Here is a 24,880-nt window from a genome sequence, read left to right as displayed (position 1 = left end):
CGCTCAGCTCTCGACGAGGTCGTCGCGATGGATCATTTCCTCACGGCCGCGATAGCCGAGAATAGTCTCGATCTCGCCGGACTGGCGGCCCAATATCCGCTGGGCGTCTTCCCGGCCATAGGCGACGAGCCCCCGCGCCAGTTCCTGTCCGTCGCCGGCGCGCACAATCACCGGGTCGCCGCGCTCGAACGAACCTTCCACGGCCGTGACGCCGGCGGGCAGGAGGCTGTTGCCGCGTGCCAGCGCCTTCGCCGCACCCGCGTCGACCGTGATGGTGCCTTCGGGTTTCAATGTCCCCGCGATCCAGCGCTTGCGCGCGGTGTGCGGCTCCGCCTGCGACACAAACCAGGTCGCCCGCGCGCCGGCCGCCAGCCCATCGAGCGGGTTCAGGCCCCGGCCATCGGCAATGACCAGACGGCAGCCCGACTGCAGCGCCACGCGCGCCGCCTCGATCTTGGTGATCATGCCGCCCGAACCATCATCGCCCGCCGTCTCACCGGCCATCGCGGCGATCTCCGGCGTGATCGCGTCGACTTCCGCGATGTGACGGGCAGTGCCGTCTCGGGTCGGGTCGGCGGTGTAGAGCCCGTCGATGTCGGACAGGATTATGCAGGTGTCCGCTCCCATCATCTGGGCCACCCGCGCGGCCAGCCGGTCATTGTCGCCGAACCGGATTTCATCCGTGGCCACCGTGTCATTCTCGTTGATCACGGGCACCACGCCCAGGCGCAGCAGGGTGCCGATCGTGTTGCGCGCATTCAGATGGCGGCGGCGATCCTCGGTATCCTCGATGGTGAGCAGGATCTGCGCGACCGGCACGTCGCACTGGCCGAGCGTCTCCTGCCATGCGTGGGCAAGACGTACCTGGCCCGCCGCTGCGGCCGCCTGGCTTTCCTCGAGCCGGAGTGCGCGATTGCGCGGCCCCCGCGCCAGCCCCAGCAAGCGCCGCCCGATGGCGATCGCGCCGGAGGAGACGATCAGGATTTCCGCACCGGTCTCACGCAGCGCCGCGATGTCCTGTGCCAGCGCCTCGAGCCATTCCGCGCGCAGCCGGCCGTCATCATGGACCAGCAACGCCGAACCGATCTTGACCACGATCCGCTTGCTTGCCGAAAGATCCCTGCCGGAGGTCACTGGACCGGCTCCGCGACATCCCCCGCGCCATTCGCGACGGAAAATGCTTCGGCCTTCTCCGCCTCGACCTTCTCCGACGCAGCCTTCTCGGCTGCGGCCTCGGCATCGATAATCCGGCAGAGCGCGCGCAGGGTTTCGAGCATGCCGTCGCCGGCGATAGCGGAAATCTCGTGGATGTTCTCCGCGCCCATCTCGGCCAGCGCGGCGCGACAGGCGGCGATATCATCGGGCAACGCGGCATCGCATTTGCTCAGCGCGACCACGATCTGCTTGTCCGCCAGGCCGCCGCCATAGGCCGCGAGTTCCTCGCAAATCGTGCGATAGGCCTCGGTCACGCCGTCGGGACCCGCCGTCACGTCCACGAGGTGGAGGAGCACGCGGCAGCGTTCCACATGGCCGAGGAACCGGTCGCCCAGCCCCTTGCCGTCATGTGCACCCTCGATCAGCCCGGGAATATCGGCCATCACGAAGGCCCGATCATCGCTTTCGACGACGCCGAGCCCGGGATAGAGCGTGGTAAACGGATAATCCGCGATCTTTGGCTGCGCCGCACTGACGACCGATAACAGGGTCGATTTCCCGGCGTTGGGCAGCCCCACAAGACCGGCGTCCGCGATCAGTTTCAGGCGCAGCCAGACCCACATTTCCTGGGCCTCGCCACCGGTATCGGCGCGGCGCGGTGCCTGATTGGTCGAGCTCTTGAAATGAATATTGCCGCGCCCGCCCTGACCGCCCTCAAGCAGGGTGACCTGTTCGCCGGCCTTCGTCAGGTCGGCGATGAGGGTTTCGCCGTCCTCGGCAAAAACCTGGGTCCCGACCGGCAGTTCGAGGACCGAATCCTTGCCGCCGGCGCCATAGCGCGCCTTGCCCATGCCGTCGGTGCCGCGATCGGCCTTGAAATGCTGGCGATAGCGATAGTCGATCAGGGTGTTCAGACCATCGACGCAGACCGCGATCACATCGCCGCCACGCCCGCCGTCGCCGCCATCGGGTCCCCCACGGGGCACGTTCGCCTCACGCCGGAAGCTGACACAGCCATTGCCGCCGTCGCCGGAGCGCAGATACACCTTTGCCTGATCGAGAAATTTCATGATCCGGTCTCTAAACGTAAAACGGGGAGATCGGCTAGCCAATCTCCCCGAAAAATACAGTCTCGCGGCGGACCCTTAGGCCGGCGGAACCACCGACACGAAGTTCCGGCCGCCACGCTTGCGCGTGAACTCGACCTTTCCTTCGCTCATCGCGAAGATGGTGTGGTCCTTGCCGATGCCGACATTTTCGCCGGGATGAAACTTGGTGCCGCGCTGGCGGATGATGATGTTGCCCGGAATGACCGCTTCGCCGCCATACTTCTTGACGCCGAGCCGACGGCCCGCTGAATCGCGGCCGTTGCGTGAGCTGCCACCTGCCTTTTTATGTGCCATCTCTGATTACTCCTTGTCCGCAGCCGGCTTCTTGGCCGCAGGTTTCTTCGCGGCCGGCTTTTTGGCCGCAGGTTTCTTCGCCGTGCTGGACGCGGCCTTCTTGGCGGCCGGCTTCTTTGCAGCAGGCTTCTTCGCGGCGGGTTTCGCCTCCGCAGCCGGTGCTGCCTCTGCCGGCGCGTCCTCGGTCTTCGGCGCGGCTTTCGGGGCCGCCTTGGCGGCTTTCTTCGCCGGCGCCTTCGCCTTGCCCGTCACGTCGACGATGCGCAGGACCGTGAGATCCTGGCGATGCCCGTGAGTACGCTGATAGCCCTGGCGGCGCTTTTTCTTGAACACCACGATCTTCTTGCCGCGGGTCTGCTCGACCAGCTCGGCGGTGACGGCGGCCCCCTCGACGATCGGCGTGCCGACCTGGGTTTCCTTGCCGTCGTCGAGCATCAGCACCGGTGCGATTGCCAGGGTGCTGCCGGCCTCGCCTTCGAGCTTCTCGACGGTGATCACATCACCATTGGCGACGCGATACTGCTTCCCGCCGGTTTGAATGACTGCGTACATATTCGCATCCGTTGTGTCGCGGCCATCGCGCCACGCCGAAGCGCGGTCCTACGAGTGCCGAATGTTCCAGCAAAAACAACGCGGACCGCGAATAAATCCGGCGGCCCGTCAATTGCGGGCGGACTATACGCCGCCAGCGCCGCGTGTCAACCGCCCAACGCGCGCGGAAACGTCTTAAAATCCCCCACCCACAGCGGGTTGCAGGTTTATCACCGGGTGGGGTAGAAACCCTGCGCCTGCACACAGAGCAGGCCCGTTTCTGATATCACGAACGATATCCGGAAATCGGCGGAGGGGTGCCGGAGTGGTTGAACGGGGCAGTCTCGAAAACTGTTGAGCGTGCAAGCGTTCCGAGAGTTCGAATCTCTCTCCCTCCGCCAACTTTTCTTCTCGAGATATCGGTCACTTCTGGTCTCCCGAAGTATTATCACAACCTATTGTAATAACTGAACGAATTCCGGTCAGGGCGCCAAGGTACAGGCGGGCCTTAGATCTGGATAACGGCAACATCTCCCGGAGCTCAGGCGTGCCGGAACGTCGGAGGCTGGCGGCGCGGCTGCAGGCCCCGGTATCGAGGCATCCCGCAGCGAGATACTTATGGGGCGGATAAAGCAATTGTATTGGCATGCCCGTGGTCACCTGCCTATCGTGAAGTCAAATATTTGACGAAATGCTGCCGGCGTTTCCGCTTGCGCAAATGCCGATGTCCGAATTCGGACTGATCAGGTCGAATCCAGGGAGAAAATTCATGACCCAACGTATCTCCGGTCTTACGGACGAAGAAGCCGATGTGCTGGACCACGAAGTGCTGGATGCCTGTGCGCTTCTTCTGGGGCGGTCGGCGAACTCGACGCGGGTGCTGCTCAAGCACAGCCCCTATGTGTCACGCTGGTTCATCGGCCTCGTCGCATCCCTGCGTCAGCCTGGTTTGGGCGCCACCACCGAGCCGCGCCTGCGCGCGCTGGCATCGATCAAGACGTCGATGACCAACGAGTGCAACTACTGCACGTCGCATACGTCGCTCTATGGTGAAGCGCTGGGCCTGACAGAAAAAGAGCTCGAGGAAATGACGACGGATGCCTGGAAAACCAGCGCGACCTTCAGCGAACGGGACAAAGCGACAATCGCCTGGGCCGAGGCGAACACCCTCAACACGGCCAAGCAGGACTCGAAGCTCTTTGCCGAGATGAAGCGTCTGTTTACGGAGGCCGAGATCGTCGAAATCACGATGTGTTCGGGCCTTTTCAACCTGTTGAACCGTTTCAACGACAGTTTGTGGGTCGAGCTCGAGCCGGCGGATTACAACCGCCGGCAGGGACGCGCCGTATCGGGCCTGACAATCGACGATATCGAAGCCTATGCCGGACGGTTTCCTGCCGTCGGTCAGGCATCACGCCGACAGGCAGCCGAATAGACGCGCGACCTGAAAGGACTGACCGATGGCGGATAAACCGGCAAACAAGCTGCGCGTGGCGGCGGTCGATGTAAGCCACTGGCATGCACGCTACGATTCAGCATGGTTGCCGACATTCCGCGATCTCGGCGCGACCTTTGTGGGCATGTCGGATCCCAAGCAGGAAGTTGCTGCGGCCCGGGCCGAAGAATTTGGCGGCGAGGTGTTTTCCGACTATCGCGAGATGATCCACAAGACGAAGCCGGATTTCGTCGTCGCCATGGGGCGGCATGTCGATATGCCCGAGCGGTTCCACTTCCTCGTCGACGAGGGCGTGCCGTTTCTCATGGAAAAACCATGGGGCACCGACGCGAAAACGGTCAATGAGATGGTGGAGAAATCCGAGCGCAAGGGCGCGTGGACCGGGATTCCCTATTCATCCCGCTACAACAGCTTTACCCTCAAGGCGCGGGAGATGATCGAGGCCGAAGAGTTCGGCACCATCTCGCACATGCAGTATCGCAGCATGCGGCCGCGCCAGCTTCGCTACGCGCCCTGGGACAGCGAATGGATGTATGATCGCCAGGCGGCCGGCGGCGGTGTCATGATCAACATCGGCAGCCACGGGTTCGACCTTGCCCGCCACCTCACGGGCGAAGAGCCTGACGTTCTCTCTGCGGTGATCAGCAACCATGTCGATGGGCGCGACGTCGAAGAATACGCGCTGGCGACGATGCGCACGCCGAGCGGCATCATCTTCAACAATGAAATGGGCTACCTGATGCCGGCCTGGCCGGGCCTTGCCACATGGCCCAAAAACAGCGGCGAGCAGGAAATGAAAGTGGTCGGGGACAAGGCGATCCTGCGCCTGTTCGGCGGCGGGCTACAAATTCTCAAGCCCGACCATGAAGAGTTCGTCGAGAGCTTGCCGCCGTACCAGATCGGGGCACAGGCCCTGGCCAGAGATTACCTGGAAGCGTTTGCCCGGGGCGACGGCCCGCCGGTGCCGCCGCGCGCCGCCGCGCGGACCATGGACCTCATCCAGGACGCCTACCGCCTCGCGGGCCGTGACTGACGGCGCACGACAGGCGTGACATCAGACGATATGCGTCGTCAGATCGCCGATCCGGCTGCACGATGCAACCACCTCGTCCCCGGGTTTGAGGAACCATTCCTGCGGGTCGGGCTTATGTGCATGGGCCACGCCTTCAGGCGTGCCCGAGGCGATGACGTCGCCCGGCTCGAGTTCCAGCATCGACCAGAATGAGATCATCTCGGCGAAGCTGAAGATCATGTCCTCGCAGGTGGAACTCTGGCGTGGCTCGCCATTGACGGTCAGCGACAGGTCGAGTGTCTGGGGGTCGGGTATTTCGTCGGCGGTGACGATCCACGGCCCAAGCGGCCCTGCGCCGGGAAAGTTTTTTCCGATCATCATCATGCGGTTCTTCATTTCCTGGAATTGCCAGGCACGCGCCGAAAGGTCGTTGAACATCGTGTAACCGAACACGGTGTCGAGCGCATCGGCTTCGCTGATATTGTGGGCCCGCGCGCCGAGGACCACCGCGATCTCGACTTCGTAGTCCAGCGTGTCGAGACCATCCGGCCGCTTGACCTCCGCATTGTCGCCGACGAGGCTCGCACGAATCTTGGTGAAACCCGATGGTATCTCGCGCTGTCCGGTCGCGTCGTCGCCGCGTGCCGCCCAGCTTTTCGCACTCTCGGCGTCATGCCGGCCAAAATTTCGTCCGGCGCACAGCACCGTATGCGGCGTACATGGCAATGCCCATCGGCCACTGTCCGGCGCGTGGTACCAGGTATCCTCCCCGTCGCGCCTGGCGCGCTCGATGAGCGCATAGGTACGTTCCAAAAGGTCATTGCCACCGGCGATCAGGCACAGGATCAGGCCCGCGGCCGGATCTCCGAACGCCTCGGCGGCACGGGTCAGGTCGAGCACATGTACCCCGTCATCTCGATCAACGAGAACGCCGGTCGACACATCACCGTTTGCTGCTCCAAATCTGCCAATCTTCATGATGTTCTCTCGTTCTGTTCTGGTTCAGGAATCTGGGTAGTCTGCGATTTCGGTCGGCGTCGGAACGACAGCAGGAGCAGCAGCAAGGCAACAGCCAGGAAGGTTGCGCTCATGGGCCGGGTCACGAAGGTCGTCAGGTCGCCGCCGGAGATCAGCAACGCACGCCTCGCGAACTCCTCGATCATCGGGCCGAGGATGAAGCCCAGGATGAGTGGTGCCGGCTCGAATTTCATCAGCCGCATGCCATAGCCGATAACACCGAACAGGGCGGCCAGCAGAAGGTCCGTGGGCGATGATCGAATGCTGTACACACCCATACAGATGAACAGCAGGATCGCGGGATACAGGAATCGCTGAGGCACGCGCAGAAACCAAACCCAGACGCCGATCAGCGGCACATTGAGGATCAGCAACAGCAGATTGCCGATCCAGAAACTGGCGATCAGGCCCCAGAAAAGTTCCGGCTCGTTGGTAACGACGCCGGGCCCGGGCGTGATGCCGAAGATCAGCAGCGCACCGAGCAGCAGCGCCATCACCGGATCGCCGGGCACACCAAGGGTCAGGGTCGGTACGAATGCGGTTTGCGCGGCGGCGTTGTTGGCGCTCTCGGGGGCCGTGACGCCCTCTACGGCCCCTTTCCCGAACTTCTCGGGGTACCGCGATATACGCTTCTCCACGCCATAGGCAACGAACGACGCGATCGCCGTACCGGCACCGGGGAGCGCGCCGAAAATCGACCCGACGATCGTGCCGCGAAAGATCGGCCACCCGCTGGTCCGCATTTCCTCGCCTGTCGGAATCAGCGACCGGAGCGTGATGCGCTGGGTGACGATACCGCCACCGTCGGTGCGGCTGATATTTGCAATCACTTCTGAAATGCCGAACAGGCCCACGGCAAGCGGCACGAGACCGACGCCATCATAAATGTCGGGGAAATCGAAGGTGAACCGCAGCACGGCGCTGTTGATGTCCGTGCCGACCAGACCAAGCAGCAGTCCGACAAACACCATCGCCAGACCCTTGACCGGTGATCCGCTCGAAATGGTCGAGGCGGCGATCAGACCAAGCACGATAATCGCAAAGAATTCCGCCGGGCCAAACGCCAGCGCCATGCGGGCGAGCGGCGGCGCGAAACCGGCGATGACGATGACGGCAACGCAGCCACCGAAGAAAGACGCGACTGTCGTCAAGAATAGTGCTGGTCCAGGACGCCCGTTCTGGGCCATCGGATAGCCGTCGAGCGACGTCACGGCAGCGGATGCTGTTCCCGGCAGCCGCAACAGGATTGCGGCAATCGAACCGCCATACTGGGTGCCATAGTGAATGCCGGCCAGCATGATCAATGCCGACATCGGCGACAGATTGAATGTCAACGGAAGCAGCATCGCGATCGCGGCAAGTGGCCCGACGCCAGGCAACACGCCGATTGCCATCCCGGCGGTTACACCGAGGGCACAGAACAGCAGCGCTTCGAAAGACAGGGCGACAGAAAAACCGAGCGCCAGATTATCGATCAACTCCATCCCATCACCCCGGCAGCAACGGAATCGGCATGCCAAGCCCCTCGATGAACAGGACGTAGATGAGTGCCGACAGGACGACAAAAAGTCCGAGCAGGGTGCGTACCCGCAATGGACGCCCGGCGAGGTTGGACGCAAGAATCAGCGCGGCGGTCGCGATGAGCAACCCAAGGGGACGCAGGCAAATTGCAAAGGCAACCACGCCGCCGGCACCAGCCAGCACTGATCGAATTTCCGGTTTGTCGAGAGGCTCATCGGCGCCAACGATTGACCGGATCACCAGAATCCCGCCACACGCAGCGATCAAAAACGAAATAACAGACGGAAAGAAACCGGGCCCCATCCGGCTCAGCGCACCAAACCTGTAATGGCTGCTTTCCCAAAGGGCAAACAGCCCGAGCGTCAGGAGAGAAAGTCCGCTGACGACGTCGCGACGTTTGAGAAATGCAAGCATCACGCTCCTGCGCCTGAAATGGGTGTGAGTTCCAGTTTACACATCAATCGCGATCGCCGGCCGGATCTCGCGACCCGGCCGGCTCGACGCGGATTGATCAACTCGGCGGCTTGATGCCGGCCGCCTTGATGACGCGGTCATAATAGACTCGCGATCCTTCGAGCTGGGCGGCCGCCTCTTCCGGCGTGCCGCCACCAATACGCAGCCCCAGTCGCACGGCTTCCGCCTGAATGGACGGTTCGCTCAGGACCGCGTTCGCTTCCTTGTTGAGGCGATCGATCACCGCCTGCGGCGTTCCGGCGGGCGCCATGATGCCAATGAAGGTCTTGAGCACGATATCGGGGAATCCGAGCTCGGCCGTCGTCGGCACGTCCGGGAGTTGCGGTGCGCGCTGCGGCCCGAGAATGGCAAGCGCACGTAGCGTGCCTGCCTTCACATGTGGTGCCGAAGTCACGATACCGTCGACCGTCACGGGAACATGGCCACCGATGACGTCCTTGATCGACGCGCCGCTGCCGCGATAGCTGATGTTGACGAACTTGCTGCCCGCCACCTGGTTCATTTGTTCCAGCGCAACATGGTAGGGCGATCCGACGCCGGGCAGCGCGATATTGACCGTCTTCGACGTATCTTTGCCCATGTCGATCAGGTCCTGCAGGGTTTTTGCCGGATGATCCTTGTGTACGGCCACGAGACCCAGCGCGTCACCGAGGAAGATGACCGGCACAAGATCTTTTTTCTCGTCATATGGCAGTTCGCCACGCAACGGGGGATTGATGGCAAGCTGGGTCACACCGGTGAGCAGCTTGTAGCCGTCGGGTGCGGCTCCCACGACCTCGCGCGTGGCGATGATCGTCGCACCGCCGGGCCGGTTTTCAACAATAATGGGTTGTCCGAGGCGTTCGCCGACTTTGCCTGTGACGAGCCGCGGGAACACGTCTGCGACGCCACCCGGCGGGAACGGAACGATCAGAGTGATTGGTTTGCTCGGCCAATCATCGGCGTGAGCCACCCCTGTCAGCATGAGGCCGGCGATACCGACGGCCGTAGCAAGTATCCTGTTTAAACGCATGGATTCCTCCCTTATGGCCCCTCCATGGGGCTGTCAAATGGCGGATAGAATTCGCGCCGTCGTCGCATCCGCCTTATCGAGGCGACGGTGCCTTCTCTCCGGTTTCGATGGGTTCACCGGTGAAATCATAGTCACGCTCTGCGGACTGTGGGCTGACGTAGCCGAGCGCCACATCGCGCGCGACACTGGCGCGTTCGCGGCCCGCCGCAGGCCCGTATCCGCCGCCGCCGCCAAAATACAGACGCACCCGGTCTCCGGCTGCGAGGTCAATCTCGCCTTTCTTGACCACACGCGGTGCCTCGCCGGTGCGCTCGACAATGGCTTCGCCCGTCGCGCCGCTGGCGCCACCGCCAAGGCCCCACGGAGCGCAAAGGGTGCGGTCAAAATTCAGACTGACGCGGCATGGCACGAGCGTGGTGTAGGTTTTCTCAGTCCCAAGGCCGCCGCGGTACGTGCCGGCTCCACCGGAGTCGGGGCGGAGTGCGAATCGATCGAGCCGCAACGGATACTTGGCCTCCTGGAGTTCGGCCGGCACATTCAGCGTATCGCCATGGACATAGGTCTTGAACGGCCCGGGGCCGTCGCGATCATGAAGTGCACCCCAACCGCCGAGCGATGTATCCTGGGTCTTGAAGGTTTCGCCCGTTACCGGGTCAATGCCGGTGAACATGTGGCCGCCAATATCCGCGTGATGGCCCGCTGCCACCTTATCCGGCAAGGCCGCACCCATGGCATTGATGATCGTGTCGATCAGGGTCGAAAGCGGTGCGTTGTAGCGCCCCATCGCCGCACCTGGTGCAGCGCTGAGGAACTTGCCATCCGGTAGCAGGACATCGACCGGCCGATAGAACCCGTCATTGGCACCTTCGTCGGGATTGACGAGGAAATTGAACGCCATTCGCGCTGCGGTAATGCCCCCGCCGTTGCGGCCCGAATTGAAGGGGCCGCGAACCTGTTCGCTGACCTGCGAATAATCAACGGTCAGTTTGCCCCCCGAAACGATGACGGTGACAGGCATGCGGATGGGCGTCACAAGATCGTTCCCGTCATTGTCGATGAAGGCTTCGGCCGAGTAGGTGCCGTCCGGGATTCCCTCGATGAAGGTCCGCGCGGCGCGCTCGGACTGCTCCCAGATGATTTCGACAACCTGGTGAATCGTCGTCGCCCCATACTCCGCAACCATTTCCTCGAACAGATCGCGGCCCATCAGACAGCCGGCGATCTGGGAATCGATATCGCCGAGAACGACGGCGGGAAAGCGCGTATTGCTCTCGATCACCCGGAAAATTTCAGGCACCGGTTCCCCTTTCCGCCATAACTTGAGCGTGCGGAACTGGATGCCTTCCTGGTAGATATCGGTGCCCTGCAAAGAGGTAAAAGAACCGATCGTGCGGCCACCAACATCCGCCCAATGCACGACAATCGCCATGAAACCCAGAATTCGATCGTGTCCATCGGGCGCAAAGATCGGTGTGTACATCGCAACATTGTTGAGATGCTGGCCGAGCACGCCGGAATGGTTGCAAATGACAATATCCCCGCGCTCGAACCCGTCGAGGCCGTACAATTCAAGCCCGTCGCGCACCGCGAGACCGAGCAGGTTCGCCGAGAATACGGGAATGCCGCCGCATCCCTGGACCATCAGCCGACCGTCACAGTCGACCACGCCGACAGCGAAATCCTTATACTCGTAGATCAGCGGACTGTAGGCCGTGCGGACAATATTGGTTTCGATCTGCTCGACGATCGAAGTCATCTTTTTGCGGATGACCTCGGTCGTAATCGGATCAATATCTTGGCTGAGCGTGTCCATGATCAAGCGGGAACACGTGAGAAGGTTTGCTCGGAAGCAGAACCGGCAACGGTCTGGGGCGCGGCCACGGTGATGCGAATTTCACCCACGGGACCGATTTTGAACGTGTCATCGACACCTATGAAGGTCGTCGTTCCATATTCCTCGATCAGTAATGGCCCGACGCCTTGGTGCCCCACCGGCAACGTATCACGCTCCACAGTGCTGACATCAATGCGACCATGGCCGGGCTGATACACCGACCGCTGGCGTGACGCGGCGACGGCACCCGCAGACATGTCCGGCGACGCGAGGACCGGCTGAATTTCACGTGCGCTGAGAGTCAGGCGGAGGCCGACAAATTCGATCGCCGAGATCGAATCGGCGTGCCCATGTCTGACGCGGTAGGCTTCGTCGAATGCCGCGCGCACGCTCTCGACGGTCGAGCCCTGCGGCAGTTCGATACGCACGGTATGCTGCTGACCGAAATAACGTATTTCCGCATGTCGAATTTCCGCCGTCGCCTCGACACCGAAATCGAGGCGCAGCGCGTCGGACAGTTCTTCTGCCATGGCGGTGAAGACGCGGTTCGTTCGCGTGAGCGCATCTTCGTTCACAATGTCGACGAAGGTCCGCACCGTCTCCTGCTGGACGTCGGCCATCAGCATGCCGAAGGCGGAAAAATTGCTCGGATGACGCGGCACAATGATCGAAGGAATATGCAGTTGGCGGGCAAGGTCGACGGCGTGCATTGGACCGCCACCGCCATAGACCAGCAGCGTACATTTTCGCGGGTCGTGGCCGCGTTCGGTCGTCACCCGGCGAATCGCGTTCGCCATTTCGACATTTGCCAGTTCAAGAATACCCGCCGCAGCGCGCATCTCGCCCTCTTCGCCACTGTAGCCGAGGGGTTCCGCGATGTTGCTGCGAATCGATTCGAGCGCAGCATCGGCATTCAGAGCAAGGTCGCCGGCGAGTTCGCCATTTGGGTCAATGCGGCCGAGCACAATATTGGCATCGGTGACGGTCGGCTCCGTGCCGCCGCGCCCAAAAGCGACCGGGCCCGGTTCCGAGCCGGCGCTCTGCGGCCCGACATGCAGCCGTCCGACATCATCGATGCGGGCGATCGACCCGCCGCCAGCACCGACCTCGACGATATCCACGATATTGCTGCGAACGGGAAATCCATTCGCATAGCCGCCGACATAGTAGACGGTATTGACGTCAAATCGCCCGCCGAGAAGCATGGCCGCCTTGGCAGTCGTGCCGCCCATGTCAAAGGCGATGACACGATCAAGATCGAGCGCGTGGGCGTAAGCGGCTGCGCCCACCAAGCCGCCGACCGGACCGGATTCAACGAGATCGATAGGTGCCTTGACTGCTTGGCGCGGCGACAATGCACCGCCCGAGGAACTCATCAGACGCAGTTTATTTGCATACCCGCGCGCCTTGAGGTCATGCTCCAGCTTGGCGATATATCGTGCCGCGGTAGGGCCGACGAAGGCGTTTGCGGCAGCGGTGGCCGTACGCTCATATTCATACCATTCGCGCGACAGATCGCTGCCGCAGGTCACGAACAAATCCGGGTACCAGCGTCGCAAGCACATCACTGCCTGCTCTTCATGCTCCGGATTGCGGTAACTGTTCAGGAAAGACACGGCCACGGTCTCGATGCCGCGTGCGACGATCGAATCAGCCAGCGATCTGAGCCCCGCCTCATCAAGCGGTGTGACAACCTTACCCTGACCGTCGATCCTTTCGTCGACTTCGAACCGTAGGTCGCGGGAAATCAGCGGCTCGTCGCGCCGGTAGCGCAAGTTGAACGGATCGGCACGGTTCCCGCGGCCGATCTCCAGAACATCGCGAAAGCCGGAAGTCGTGATCAACGCCGTCGCCGCGCCACGGCGTTGAATCAGTGCGTTGATGATCAAGGTTGTACCGTGCTTGAACACGGCGCAATCGGCCAAATCGACGCCAGATGATTTCGCCGACTGGTCGAAGGAATCAATATAATCGTCGTAGGTCGTGAGCGCCTTGGCGATGACGAAGCGCTGCGCGTCAACATCATACGCCGCAATGTCGGTGAATGTGCCGCCGATATCGACAGCAACCAGTACGGGCATGCATTCCTCTCCGGATGGCGTATTTGTTCGCCTTCAATCACGGTAGGAAGATGGTCGATTGGCGGCCAATACAATCGCCTTATGTGCCCCATAGGAAGGGCGGCGCCGTCGAAGAGCCCTAGATTTCGTGCGCCTCCTGCAGGCTCGCGGCCGGCCATGTGTGATCTGCGATGAGCTGACGCGTTTTATCGCGCAGGAACTGCTCAAGTTCCACGAAGGCGCTCAGCACGACATACTCGCGCCGGACCGCAAGCGCTCGCGTGACGTTCAGGCCCGGCACCGGCATCGATACCAGGTCACCGGACAACAGCTCCGGTCCGTAGTTCGAGGGCGGACCGACGCAGAAACCGATACGGTTGAGCAGTACCTCGCGTGTCATCGGCACCGAGTTGATCACCACCGGTTGGCGCTTTGGCAGGCCAGCTTGTTCGAACAAGGCGTTAATCGCCGTGTCGGCATCAGCCTTCATATAAGCTGTGGTGGTGAATTGCAGTTCGGCGAAATCATCAATTGACAGCGGGCTTCCATCCACCTTGTCATCCAACGCACGGATCATGTGGACATCCTCGAGAAGCAAGGGCGTGATGATGAGGTTCCTGTCTGGTGGCGGGTTGGACAGAATGGCCACATCGACCTCGCCATCGAGAATTTGGCTTTGCAACGCCTCGCTCGATGCAACACTGAATTCGAGGCTCAGATGTGGGTGGGAGGTGCAGAATTCTCCGACCAGCAACGGGCACAGGAACCGGGATGGTGATCCGTTGAGGCCCACGACGATATTTCGGGGGGTCTTGTCGTCGACACTCTCGCTGATGGCGCGCCGCGCATTGTCGAGCGCCTCGAATACCACTTCGCATTGTTCAAGAAGTTTGGCGCCGGTTTCAGTGAGGGTAACGCCCTGGCCGTGGCGGATGAGCAGCGCGTGACCTAGTTCCTCTTCCAACAGTCGCAACTGACGGCTTAGCGCGGGCTGGCTGATACGCAAATGGTTTGCAGCCTTGCTAATGCTGCACTGTTCCGCGATCGCCGTAAAATAACGGAGCCGTCGGAAGTCCATCTTGCGAGTCCTCCCTCTGGCGTCCCTGCAAGCAGGAGCCGAGATCGTCAGCCTTTCTCGATTGCCCGCATGGTACGCCCGAGCATAGTAGGCACACTGTGTTGCCCAATGCCATAGCGGCTTATTGCGGCAGCAAACAGAAGCCTGAAAGCCGCCGCACACCACGCAACGGTGGCGTCGAGGGTCGCATTCTGGTCGGTGACGGTGCTCCGGAGATTACCCGACAAACAGACACTCTTTCGGTCGACCAGAGCCCGTCACGCCATCCGATCAATCGTCCGACGGCTCGGGAAAGGATTCGGGCCAGGTGTCGAGCAGATTCTGTAGATAGCCACGAACGTCTTCGGGGTTTGTCCGGATCGACCCCTTCATCGTTTTCACGTCACTCTCATGGATATCGATGTGGAGTGAATCGGCTATCCGGTTGTTCATGTTGAAAACACCGCAAACCAGTGTGAGCTCGAGAATCTCGGGCTCGGTAAAGAGCGACTGAAGCTGCTCGAACACATCCTTGCGGTACTTCGCCGTATTCCGCGTCATATGTTCGGCCCACAGAACGGCGGTCCGTTGACGCGGCGTCAGGCACGCGGCTGTCATGTAGTCGTCAGACTCGATTGCCTGAAACTGTTCTTCTGTAATTCCCGTCCCTTGACCAAGCGACGTATTGTGCTCAATTCAATGCTGGCACCCGTTGATAAGGCTGGTCTTGATGACCACCATCTCCTTGATCCGGGTCGAGAGAATTCCGCCGGCCCCCTCGCGCTGTATGACCATCGGATTGAACATCAGGAATTTGCTCACCTCGGGAAGGTGGGCAAATACTCTGACCAGCGTATTCACGCGTCCGACGGACCGTTTGATGTACTCGTAGCGTTCCGCCAATGGGCCGGTAAAACTGTCTATATCGACAAGACTCAAACGCGCCATTTCAGTTTCCTTTTCGAGATTTTCCATTCCGCCCGATCCGGTCGAAGCCGGCCTGGGCTCACCGTAAATTTCCGGGCCTAGGCATCCAGATCGCGCATCGTCCAGGCCAGCATTTTGGCATCACCGTTGCAAACCAGATCCTCACGAGGGTCACCCTCGTCGGCGTAAACATAGTCCCAGACTTCGAGCTTTTCATCGCCCACGGAGACATCCCCCTCGATCAGCAGCGCCGCAAGGAAGGCCGGCTTGATCCGCTCTCCGGCCTTCAGGCGGACCGCCTCGACAAGGAGCTGTCCGAGGCCACGATCGACCAGGGTCTTGAATTCGCCGCCGCCGGGCTCCGATCGCCAGGGAATTTCTTCCTGCAGGACCAGCTTGTAGAATTTTTCCTCGGAGAGATTTTCGACCTCGGAATGATGGTTGCTGCCCTGAAATGCCGACAGCAGCCAGCACCCTTCCGGATACTCGATCGGGCCATGCGGTTCGTTGCTCGGGCCCACCAGGACATCGAGCGGCCGAAGCGTGACGCCATCCACAATGGCACGGTTCCGCACCACCGTGGCGGCATGCATTCCGGCATGCACATGGCGCGGTTCGGTCGAGCCGACCGGATAGTTGACCATGCGCATGGACAGGCCGGTGTCCTGATTGTCATAGAGCGTCCGGGTCTTGCAGGGCCAGTTGTCGACGTTGACACGGTCTTGCCACGGAACACTCTCGAAGCGGACGATATTCATGCTTTTCCCCTTTTCTTGGTAAAAACTCGCGATGTAACGGACCGTCAGCCCCCCAGGGCGAAGGCACCGGCATGGTCGGTTATGAATTCCTCAAGCGTGCGCGCCGGGTGACCCGCAATCTCTTGCGTTACGTTCGTGACGTAGGAATAGGCGCCGTTGGCGGCGAAGCCGATCATCTTCACCTGATGCTCGATCAGCCAGGACGGCAGGCCGCGTTTCGTGACGATATCTTCCCAGACCTCGACATCGACCATCTCGTAGCGGATGGCCCGGCCCAGCACCCGGCTGAAGGTCTCCGCGACATCGTCGAGGCTCACGGCGGCGCCGGTCTGGTAGTAACCCTCGCCGTCATGTCGGCCGTCCTGGGCGAGCACCGTCGCGGCCAGGTCGGCCACGTCGCGCGGGTCGGTCATGCTCATGGTCACATCGCGCGGGATCGCGCTGGTGAACACATCGCCGTCCTTCAGCCCCGCCGCGAGGTAATGCAGGTTGGTCATGTAGAAATTCGGCCGCAGGAATGTGTAGCGCAGGCCGCACGCCGCGATCTTCGCTTCCAACGCCTTGTGAGCCTCCGGTATCGGCGCGGGTGAATCGACATTGCCTGAGAGTTTCACAATGCGTTCGCATCCCGCGGCTACAGCTGCCTCGATCGCATTGGCCTGCTGCTGTTCGAGAATCGGACTGTGACCCGAGTTCAGGTACAGCGTGTGGACGCCCGCGAGCGCCCGGTCGTAGGACGCGCGGTTGTCGAGGTCTGCCTCGACCAGTTCGGCTTCCGGCCCAAGGGCCCGGCGCGCCTTTTCCACATCGCGCACCAGATAGCGAACATCGAGCCCGAGCGCCGCCAGCCGCGGCGCCAAAAGCCGGCCTGTGACTCCGGTCACGCCGGTCACGGCGATCAAAGATCCGGACATTGCGTTGCCCTCGCTGGAAGCGGCTAGGAAAGATGCTTCTGGAAGAACGCGACAAGCGGCCCCAGGAGCGCCGGGTCCGACCGGTCGGCCTGTGCCACATGGACGATCTCGATGGCGCCGCCCGCCTTGCGGTAATTCTCGGCGAAACGCTCGGGCTCGTTGAGGTCGAGGGGCGAGTCCGGATCGCGATAGTCGTGTACCGGGTCCGGCGTTCCCTGGAACCATATGGCCGGCAATGTCTCGACAGCCTCGCCGCGCTCAAGTGCCAGCATCGGATTGGCCTCTTCCATGTTGGCTTCCGTCACCCAATAGGTGTCGTGGCGCTCCGGCAGGTCGGCGACCCAGCCCGGCGGGTCACCCGCGGCGCGCAGCGACATGACGCGCCGGTAGCGCGACAGGGGGTTGATCACCGGCCACATCACACCGACGCAGCACACGCTTGCATCGACATCGGGCGCATCGGGTTCAAGCGCAAGCGCGCCATAGCGCGGCTCGTTCGGGCGCATCGCCGCCAGCATCGCGAGATGGCCCCCGCTGGACTGGCCCAGAATGCCGATCCGGCCGGCGTCGAGACGCAACGCGCCGGCGTGGGCCTTCAGCCAGCGCACGGCATAATTGATGTCCTCCAGCGACGACGGATAGGTATCGGCCGCCTGGCGAAAATCCAGCGCCGCGGAAGCCATGCCGGCCCTGGCAAAGACCTCGCCGCGGACGCCGCACTCTTCGGGTCCGCCCTTGCACCAGCAGCCCCCATGCATATCGAGAATGGCCGGGAACGGACCCTCACCCTCAGGGCGGATCAACCGCACGACCATGGGTCGGTCGCCGTGGCGATAAATCTCGATATCCTCGGTGGTAACGGACGGCAGGTCGGTGATGGTCATGATCTCGTTCCCCAATTTTTTTTCGGCCTCCGGCCTTTCGACCGATCCTAGCCGGATGGGATGCCAATCAAAAGGCCCCCACCAACCCCGATAATCCGGTCACAATGGAAACATACGATGCCTCTAATACTCCCCCGGATACCGGGTTCAAGTTCGTCATCAGACGAAATGCAATTACACGAGTCCGTTACTTCGATGCCTGCGAGTGGTAATCTCGTAGACAGTTCCGCATTCTGGGAGATGCACGGCATCTATTTGCCGAAGACGAACAACAATGAACGAAATATTCTCTGGGAGGAGATACGTATGTCATCGAAATTGACTGTCACGACGATTCTATCGGGCACACTCGTTGCCGCCGGACTGGCTTTTGCCTCGTCGGCATCGGCGCAAACCGAAGTCCTGATCAACAACTACCTGCCGCCCAAGCACCCGTTCCAGACGCAGATCGTTGCGCCCTGGGTCGAGGATGTCGCCAAGGCCACCAACGGCGCGGTCGTGCCGAAGCTGTCGGCCGCCGCTGTCGGTCCGCCCCCGAAGAACTGGCAGACCGTCACCAAGGGTGTCGCGGACGTCGTCGTTCTCGCCAACCTGTTCCAGCCGAAACGCATCCAGATGCCGCCGGTTGCGGAAATCCCGTTGAACTCGGGATCGTCCGAGAAAACTTCCGCGGCGCTGTGGAACACGCATGAAAAGTTTTTCGCCGCCGCCAACGAGTATGACGGCGCGGTGCTTCTGGGCTCTTTCTCGCTGACACCGAATGTCATCCACAGCGGGACCGGTCCGATCGTCACCCTCGATGACCTCAAGGGGTACAAGCTGCGTGCCTCACCGGGTGTCGCCACCAATGTCCTGAAGGAACTTGGTGCCGTGCCGGTCGCATCCGGGCCGTCGAAGATCTTCGGCCTGATTTCAAAGGGTGTCGTGGACGGTGTCGCGGTTCCGGCACACGGACTCCCGGCGTTCCGCATGCAACCCTACATCAAGGCCGTCACGACCTTCCCCGGCGGCATGTCGAACACGACATTCTCCCTGCTCATGAACAAGGACAAGTGGGACAGCCTGACCGCCGACCAGCAGGCCCAGGTGATGAGCGTTTCCGGCGCCTATGTTTCGGCCAAGGGGCCGGGCATGGACCGGATCGCCGACGGCGCTTTGAAAAAGCTGCAGGAAGACGGCGGCCAGGTGGTCGAAGCGGACGCGGAAGTCTTGGCGGTAATCCGTAAGTTCGCCGAGAAAATGGAAGCCGATTGGGTCGCAACGGCAAACGCCAAGGGAATCGACGGCGCCGCCGCGCTGGCCTTCTTCCGCGAACAGTTGAAGTAGCGAACGCCGCATCACGCCGATGCATGCGCAGCCGCCGCCGGGATTGAACCCGACGGCGGCTGATCCGCTGCCTTCAATCAAGAATTGGGTGATCTCTTGACCGCAGACCCCCTCGATATCAACGAAGACGCCCTGGCCGAGGACTACGCCGTCCCCGCCTCCAGGGCCGGCGGTTTCGCCTGGCCGATCCGCATCCTCACGGGCATCGCCGCCATCTTCATGGCATCTATTGCGGGCGTGACCTTTGTCGATGTGACGGGGCGTTACGTTTTTTCAAGCCCGATACCCGGCGGGGTCGAAATCATCGAATTCCTGCTCGGGCTTCTCATCTTCTCCGCCCTGCCGCTCGTTGTCGCGAAGGACGCCCACATCACCGTGGAGTTGTTCGACGGATTCATGAGCGAGGGCTTCAAGCGTGTCCGCGAGATTATCGTCCTTCTCGCCAACGCAGGCGTGTTGGGATTCATCACGTCCCGCATGTGGGCGACCGGGCGCGAGATGGCGGAGTATGACGAAATCTCACTCCACCTCCAGGTGGAGACAGCACCGCTTCTGTTTGCGCTCACGGCGCTCAGCGCGATGAGCGTACTCACACAGCTTTATATGGTCCGGATGCTTCTCGCCAAACGCGCGACCGGCGCGGGGGGAGACGGCTGATGGCGATTTCACTTGCCGGGTTCGGCGTCTTGCTGATCATCGCCTTTCTGGGTTTCCCGCTCGGCTTCTCCATGATTCTGGTCGGGTTCGCCGGGTTCGCCGTCATCCGCGGCACCGGTCCCGCGCTCGAGACCGTCAGCCAGCAGATCCTCGACCTCGCGCTCAACGCCAACTTCGTGACCCTGCCGCTGTTCGTCCTGATGGGGGTGTTCGTGTTCCGGGCGGCCCTGGCCGAGGATATCTACGAGGCGGCCCAATCCTGGCTGGGCAACAAGCGTGGCGGACTGGCGATGACCACGGTCGCGGCCTGCGCCGGCTTCGCGTCGATCTCGGGTTCGTCCGTGGCGACTGCCGCGACGATGGCGAAGGTCTCGATTCCGCCCATGCGCCGCTACGAATACAATGAGGGTTTCGCGGCCGGGTCGGTCGCGGCCGGCGGGACGATGGGCATTCTAATCCCGCCCTCGGCGGCGCTGATCATCTACGGCATCCTCACGGAACAAAGCATCGGCGATCTGTTCATCGCCGGGCTGATCCCGGGCCTGATCACGGTCCTGCTGTACATCGCGGTGATCTGGATCGTGGCCAGAATCTGGCCCCGTATGGCACCGCGCGCGGAGCGCGGTAGCTGGGCCGTGCGCTGGCGCACCCTGTCGAAGATCTGGGCTGTGCTGGTGCTGTTCCTGGCGATCATCGGCGGCATCTCCTTCGGCATCTTCACCCCGACCGAGGGCGGCGGGATCGGCGCCATCGGCGCGTTGCTGTTTGCCATGGCGCGGCGGCGCATGAACCTGCGCATCTTCTTTTTCGCGCTGGCCGAGGCGGCCGAGACGACGGCGATGATCTTCACCATCGCCTTCGGCGCGCTGATCCTGAACAATTTCGTCAATGTCGCAGGCCTGCCCAACGCGATCGTGACATTCATTCAGTCACTCGATATCGCGCCGATCACCGTCATTCTGGTGATCCTGGCCATCTACATCCTGCTTGGCACGATCATCGAGGGCCTTGCGATGATCTTCCTGACGGTGCCGGTTTTCGTGCCGGTGGTCGACGCCATGGGCTTTGACCTGATCTGGTTCGGTATTGTCATGGTGATGGTCGTCGAGATCAGCCTGATCACCCCGCCCATCGGGCTGAATGTTTTCGTGATCAAGTCGATGCTGCCCGACGTGCCGCTGGGCGCCATCTTCAAGGGCATCGTGCCATTCTTCGCCGCCGATATCGTCCGGCTTCTGGCGGTCGTGTTCCTGCCGGGCCTGGCACTCTGGTTGCCACGGCTCCTGGCCTAGATGGCCAGGGCTTCGATGATCGCGTCGGTCATCTCGGAACTGTTCGCCGTGCCACCGAGATCTCCGGTCCGCACAACACCCGCCGCGATCACGGTATAGACCGCCTGCTCGACCGCGCCGGCATATGCATCTTCGCCCAGATAGCGCAGCATCATCGCCGCACTCAGAATTGTCGCGCATGGATTGGCGATCCCCCGGCCCGCAATATCCGGCGCGGTGCCATGCACCGGCTCGAAATAGGCCCAGCGATCACCGATGCACGCCGACGCCGCAAGCCCGAGGCCCGCGGCGAGGCCCGCCGCGACATCGGACAGGATGTCGCCGAAGGCATTCGTCGCCAGGATGACGTCAAAGTGGCCCGGTTCGCGGACCATATCCATGGCACAGGCATCGATATTCCGGGTCTCATATTCGATATCCGGATAATCCCGCGCCACGGTGGCGCAGGCGTCGAGAAACAGCCCGTCCGTGAGCTTGAGCACGCCGATCTTGTGTACCGCGGTGACCCGCGCCGGCTTGTCGATGCCTGCGGCGGCGCGCGTACGTTGTCGCGCCGCCGCCTGCTCAAACGCCATACGCGCGGTCTTGAGAGACGCACCGCGGGTGATGACACGAACCGCGCAGGCCGCGTCGTCGCCGACCGGATATTCGATGCGGGTATAAAGCCCCTCGGTCACTTCGCGCACGACGACACAATCGATATCTGCGGCCGGAGACGCGATCCCGGCGAGCGTCCGGGACGGGCGGACACTGGCCCCGACTTCCAGCGCAATGCGCAGCTCCCCCAACGGGTCGCCTCCGTCCGGCGAAATTTCGGCAACGTCCATGGCGCCAAGGAATACCGCGTCGGCCTTTTTCGCAGCGGTCATCGTGGCGGCCGGCATGGAATGACCGCCTTCGAGAAACGTACCGTGGCCGGCCGGTTGCACATCATAGGCGAATGCAGGCCCGCCCGCCGCCGTGAGGGCATCGAGTACGCGGCGCGCGCAGTCGATCACCTCCGGCCCGATACCGTCTCCGGGCAGCAAACAAATCGTGTAGCTATCTGCCAATTCGCTTCCTCCGTTCACGTCCCGTCAGCGACGCCCAAACAATCGCGATGCACCCCTAGGCCAGGCCCTCTTTCTCGAGCAGCGCATCGGCTGTCGGTAGCTTTCCGCGGAAGGCCACATAGGCATCCTCGGGATCCATGGCGCCGCCGGATGAATAGATGTGGTCGTGGAGTTTGCGGGCCGTCTCGCCGTCAAATGGATCGCCCGCCTCGGTGAAGGCCCCGAACGCGTCGGCGTCGAGCACCCCCGACCACATGTAGGAATAGTAGCCCGCGGAGTATCCATCGCCCGAAAAAACATGGGCGAAATGCGGCGTCGCATGGCGCATGACAATCGCATCCGGCATGTCGAGACCGGCCAGTATTTCGGCCTGGAAGGCCACCGGGTCGACCTTCGCCGCCGCTCGCGCATCGAGCGCGTGGAACGCCATGTCCACCAGCGCCGATGACGTGAACTCCACATTTGCGAAGCCCTTGTTGAACTTCTCGGCCGCACGCAGTTTGTCCAGCAACGCCGCCGGCATGGCCTCGCCGGTCTCGTGATGGACGGCGAAGCGCTGCAGCACGTCGGGCACCGTCAGCCAATGCTCATAGAGCTGAGACGGCAACTCGACGAAATCACGGCTCACCGACGTGCCCGAAATCGAAGGATAGGTGACATCGGACAACATCCCGTGCAAGGCGTGGCCGAACTCGTGAAACAGGGTGCGGGCGTCATCCATGGTGATCAGAACCGGCGCGCCCGCGGCGGCCTTGGCGAAATTCATCACGTTCACGACGATGGGAATCTGCGCCTCGTCCCGCGAAACTCCCGCCATCTTGTGTTGATCCTGAAACGAGGTCATCCAGGCGCCCGAGCGTTTGGACGGACGGGCAAAATAGTCGGCCAGAAACAGCGCGACGCGCGTGCCGCCAGCGTCGAGCACCTCGAAGACCCGGACGTCGGGATGATAGGCCTCGATGTCCGGATGCCGGCGGAAGCTGACGCCGAAAAGTTTACCGGCCGTATCAAACGCCGCCTCGATCATCTTCTCAAGCTGGAGATAGGGCTTGATTTCGGCCTCGTTGAGATCGAAGCGCGCGGCGCGTTGCTTCTCGGAATAATGCCGCCAGTCCCAGGGCGCCACCGCGTGATTATGCCCCTCGCCCGCGATTAAAGCCGACAAGTCCCCGGCCTCCTCCGCCGCGCGGGTGCGCGCCTTCTCCCAGACCGTTTCCAGCAGGTTGCGGACGGCCTCGGGTGTCTTGGCCATCGTGTTGTCGAGCTTGAAATGGGCGAAGGTCGCATAGCCCAGAAGGGCGGCCTTCTCGGCGCGCAGCTTGACCATCTCCGCAACGAGGGGCCGGTTATCCCGCTCGTCGGGACCTTCCCCGCGCGCCACCCAGGCCCGAAAGGCCTGCTCGCGCAGATCACGGCGGGTCGAGAATGTCAGGAATGGCTCGATGATGGACCGGGACAGGGTCACGGCATGTTTGCCGGTGTAGCCACGCTCCTCGGCCGCCGCCGCCATGCCGGAGATCAGGAAATCCGGCAACCCCGCAAGGTCGTCGTCTGTCTCGAGGACAAGCGCATAGTCGCGCTCGTCGGCAAGTATGTTCTGGGAGAAGGCCGTTCCCAGGGCGGCGAGCCGCTCGTTGATCGCCGCCAGTCTTTTCTGATCCGTGGGACCGAGTTGCGCGCCGGATCGCACGAAGGACTTCCAGGTCAGCTCCAGGACCCGGGAAGCCTCGCGATCCAGGCCGAGATTGTCCCGATCCTGATAGAGCGCGTCGATCCGCGAAAACAACGCGCCGTTCATCATGATCGCCGAATGGTGACGCGACAGCTCCGGCGACAGTTTGCGCTCCAGTTCCTGGATCGCGGCGTTGGTGTTCGCGCCCGACAGGATCCAGAAAACAGCGGACACGCGGCTGTACATCTCGCCGGCGAGTTCCAGCGCCACGATCGTGTTCTCGAATGTCGGCGCGGCCGGGTCGTTGGCGATCGCATCGATCTCGGCCAGATGCGCCGGCAAGGCGGCGGCGAAGGCCGGCGCGAAAGCCTCATCGCCGATACGCGCGAATTCGGGCAGCCCCATGGGGCCCTCCCAGCGGATCAGGGCCGGATTGACGTCGGACGACGCGGTCGTTCTGGCTGGCATCTGTCGGTCCTTCTGGCGATCAGCGCGAGCGTGCGGAACCGCGCCGTGCCTCGGCGAAGTTCGAATTATTCGTCGCCCCGCCCGGCTTCCTGATGGAATTCGTCCCCGCATCGAACTTGCCCGCCGGCATGTTTGCATCCGGTTGGGCGGCTTGTGCCGCGCGCTTCTTCGCCTTTTCGCCCGCCTTCGCCTTTGCCCGTTTCCGGGCCCGTTCCTTGGTCATCGCAGTACCACCTTTCGATCAGCCGGGACGCCTCACCCCGGGGGCCTAACCTATACCCGCCTGTCTGTTTCATTGCCAGTTGAGCGCCATCGGTCTGCATCGGGCTTCACGATCGCCTTGGTGACGCGCAAAACGGCTGCCAAAGTGGCATCGAGAAGCGAACGAAAATTGGCAT

24 protein-coding genes and 1 tRNA gene are annotated in these 24,880 nt (G+C 62.2%); 6 read left to right on the top strand and 19 right to left on the bottom strand.

Features of this window, described 5'->3' with window-relative positions; translation table 11 throughout:
* Positions 1–3: 3 nt before the first annotated feature.
* From proB to rplU, 4 genes are all read right to left on the bottom strand, one after another.
* On the bottom strand, positions 4–1,134 hold the full coding sequence (gene proB / locus ABJ363_06820; GenBank protein ID MEP4378696.1) for a glutamate 5-kinase: 1,131 nt from the start codon (positions 1,132–1,134) through the stop codon (positions 4–6).
* The gene (obgE, locus tag ABJ363_06815) at positions 1,131–2,225 is read right to left on the bottom strand and encodes a GTPase ObgE (GenBank protein MEP4378695.1); all 1,095 of its coding nucleotides are present in this window, start codon (positions 2,223–2,225) and stop codon (positions 1,131–1,133) included. Before obgE ends, proB begins: the two co-directional genes overlap by 4 nt.
* Before the next feature lie 75 nt (positions 2,226–2,300).
* The gene (gene rpmA, locus ABJ363_06810) at positions 2,301–2,558 is read right to left on the bottom strand and encodes a 50S ribosomal protein L27 (GenBank protein MEP4378694.1); all 258 of its coding nucleotides are present in this window, start codon (positions 2,556–2,558) and stop codon (positions 2,301–2,303) included.
* 6 nt (positions 2,559–2,564) lie between these two features.
* On the bottom strand, positions 2,565–3,110 hold the full coding sequence (gene rplU / locus ABJ363_06805) for a 50S ribosomal protein L21 (GenBank protein ID MEP4378693.1): 546 nt from the start codon (positions 3,108–3,110) through the stop codon (positions 2,565–2,567).
* A 290-nt stretch (positions 3,111–3,400) separates the two neighbouring features.
* On the opposite strand from rplU, the gene ABJ363_06800 reads away from it, so the two are divergent.
* From ABJ363_06800 to ABJ363_06790, 3 genes are all read left to right on the top strand, one after another.
* Positions 3,401–3,490 (top strand) — tRNA-Ser (locus ABJ363_06800).
* Between the two features lie 368 nt (positions 3,491–3,858).
* Positions 3,859–4,524, top strand: a complete 666-nt coding sequence (locus ABJ363_06795; GenBank protein ID MEP4378692.1) for a hypothetical protein — start codon at positions 3,859–3,861, stop codon at positions 4,522–4,524.
* A gap of 25 nt (positions 4,525–4,549) precedes the next feature.
* Positions 4,550–5,578: a Gfo/Idh/MocA family oxidoreductase gene (locus ABJ363_06790; protein MEP4378691.1), complete on the top strand. Its 1,029-nt coding sequence runs from the start codon at positions 4,550–4,552 to the stop codon at positions 5,576–5,578.
* A gap of 21 nt (positions 5,579–5,599) precedes the next feature.
* On the opposite strand, the gene ABJ363_06785 is transcribed toward ABJ363_06790, so the two are convergent.
* From ABJ363_06785 to ABJ363_06730, 12 genes are all read right to left on the bottom strand, one after another.
* Positions 5,600–6,535 (bottom strand): fumarylacetoacetate hydrolase family protein, encoded by a 936-nt coding sequence (locus tag ABJ363_06785; protein ID MEP4378690.1) that lies wholly within the window; start codon positions 6,533–6,535, stop codon positions 5,600–5,602.
* Positions 6,532–8,058: a tripartite tricarboxylate transporter permease gene (locus ABJ363_06780; protein ID MEP4378689.1), complete on the bottom strand. Its 1,527-nt coding sequence runs from the start codon at positions 8,056–8,058 to the stop codon at positions 6,532–6,534. Before ABJ363_06780 ends, ABJ363_06785 begins: the two co-directional genes overlap by 4 nt.
* A 4-nt stretch (positions 8,059–8,062) precedes the next feature.
* Positions 8,063–8,509 carry a tripartite tricarboxylate transporter TctB family protein gene (locus ABJ363_06775; protein MEP4378688.1) on the bottom strand — a complete coding sequence of 149 codons (447 nt, stop codon included), beginning with the start codon at positions 8,507–8,509 and terminating at the stop codon, positions 8,063–8,065.
* Positions 8,510–8,606: 97 nt separating this feature from the next.
* Positions 8,607–9,581, bottom strand: a complete 975-nt coding sequence (locus tag ABJ363_06770) for a tripartite tricarboxylate transporter substrate binding protein (protein ID MEP4378687.1) — start codon at positions 9,579–9,581, stop codon at positions 8,607–8,609.
* Between the two features lie 73 nt (positions 9,582–9,654).
* Complete coding sequence (locus tag ABJ363_06765) at positions 9,655–11,394, bottom strand: hydantoinase B/oxoprolinase family protein (protein MEP4378686.1); 1,740 nt, start codon at positions 11,392–11,394, stop codon at positions 9,655–9,657.
* Between the two features lie 2 nt (positions 11,395–11,396).
* Entirely contained in the window at positions 11,397–13,496 is a 2,100-nt protein-coding gene (locus ABJ363_06760; protein MEP4378685.1) for a hydantoinase/oxoprolinase family protein, read from the bottom strand.
* 118 nt (positions 13,497–13,614) lie between these two features.
* Positions 13,615–14,553 carry a LysR family transcriptional regulator gene (locus tag ABJ363_06755; protein ID MEP4378684.1) on the bottom strand — a complete coding sequence of 313 codons (939 nt, stop codon included), beginning with the start codon at positions 14,551–14,553 and terminating at the stop codon, positions 13,615–13,617.
* Between the two features lie 270 nt (positions 14,554–14,823).
* Complete coding sequence (locus ABJ363_06750; protein ID MEP4378683.1) at positions 14,824–15,093, bottom strand: hypothetical protein; 270 nt, start codon at positions 15,091–15,093, stop codon at positions 14,824–14,826.
* A gap of 135 nt (positions 15,094–15,228) precedes the next feature.
* Positions 15,229–15,507, bottom strand: a complete 279-nt coding sequence (locus ABJ363_06745; protein MEP4378682.1) for a hypothetical protein — start codon at positions 15,505–15,507, stop codon at positions 15,229–15,231.
* A 50-nt stretch (positions 15,508–15,557) separates the two neighbouring features.
* Positions 15,558–16,217: a hypothetical protein gene (locus ABJ363_06740; protein MEP4378681.1), complete on the bottom strand. Its 660-nt coding sequence runs from the start codon at positions 16,215–16,217 to the stop codon at positions 15,558–15,560.
* 44 nt (positions 16,218–16,261) lie between these two features.
* Positions 16,262–17,131: an NmrA family NAD(P)-binding protein gene (locus ABJ363_06735; GenBank protein ID MEP4378680.1), complete on the bottom strand. Its 870-nt coding sequence runs from the start codon at positions 17,129–17,131 to the stop codon at positions 16,262–16,264.
* 23 nt (positions 17,132–17,154) lie between these two features.
* Positions 17,155–18,015: an alpha/beta hydrolase gene (locus ABJ363_06730; protein MEP4378679.1), complete on the bottom strand. Its 861-nt coding sequence runs from the start codon at positions 18,013–18,015 to the stop codon at positions 17,155–17,157.
* A gap of 306 nt (positions 18,016–18,321) precedes the next feature.
* Between ABJ363_06730 and ABJ363_06725 the strand changes: the two genes are divergently transcribed.
* The 3 genes from ABJ363_06725 to ABJ363_06715 all read left to right on the top strand — a co-directional run bounded on the left by ABJ363_06725 (position 18,322) and on the right by ABJ363_06715 (position 21,290).
* Entirely contained in the window at positions 18,322–19,341 is a 1,020-nt protein-coding gene (locus tag ABJ363_06725; GenBank protein ID MEP4378678.1) for a TRAP transporter substrate-binding protein, read from the top strand.
* 96 nt (positions 19,342–19,437) lie between these two features.
* A complete protein-coding gene (locus tag ABJ363_06720) occupies positions 19,438–19,998 on the top strand; it encodes a TRAP transporter small permease (protein ID MEP4378677.1) in 561 nt (186 codons plus the stop codon).
* Positions 19,998–21,290 (top strand): TRAP transporter large permease, encoded by a 1,293-nt coding sequence (locus ABJ363_06715; protein ID MEP4378676.1) that lies wholly within the window; start codon positions 19,998–20,000, stop codon positions 21,288–21,290. Before ABJ363_06720 ends, ABJ363_06715 begins: the two co-directional genes overlap by 1 nt.
* Here ABJ363_06715 and ABJ363_06710 read toward each other — a convergent pair.
* The 3 genes from ABJ363_06710 to ABJ363_06700 are packed head-to-tail and all read right to left on the bottom strand — an operon-like array spanning position 21,287 to position 24,705.
* Positions 21,287–22,342: an isocitrate/isopropylmalate family dehydrogenase gene (locus tag ABJ363_06710; GenBank protein ID MEP4378675.1), complete on the bottom strand. Its 1,056-nt coding sequence runs from the start codon at positions 22,340–22,342 to the stop codon at positions 21,287–21,289. The genes ABJ363_06715 and ABJ363_06710 overlap by 4 nt on opposite strands.
* Positions 22,343–22,397: 55 nt before the next feature.
* Positions 22,398–24,482, bottom strand: coding sequence for a M3 family metallopeptidase (locus ABJ363_06705; protein MEP4378674.1), 2,085 nt, complete (start codon positions 24,480–24,482; stop codon positions 22,398–22,400).
* 19 nt (positions 24,483–24,501) lie between these two features.
* Positions 24,502–24,705: a hypothetical protein gene (locus tag ABJ363_06700; protein MEP4378673.1), complete on the bottom strand. Its 204-nt coding sequence runs from the start codon at positions 24,703–24,705 to the stop codon at positions 24,502–24,504.
* Between the last annotated feature and the right edge of the window lie 175 nt (positions 24,706–24,880).

This window comes from Alphaproteobacteria bacterium (assembly GCA_039980135.1).
GTDB lineage: Bacteria > Pseudomonadota > Alphaproteobacteria > UBA6615 > UBA6615 > UBA8079.
This window is presented reverse-complemented; position numbering and strand designations above follow the sequence as displayed.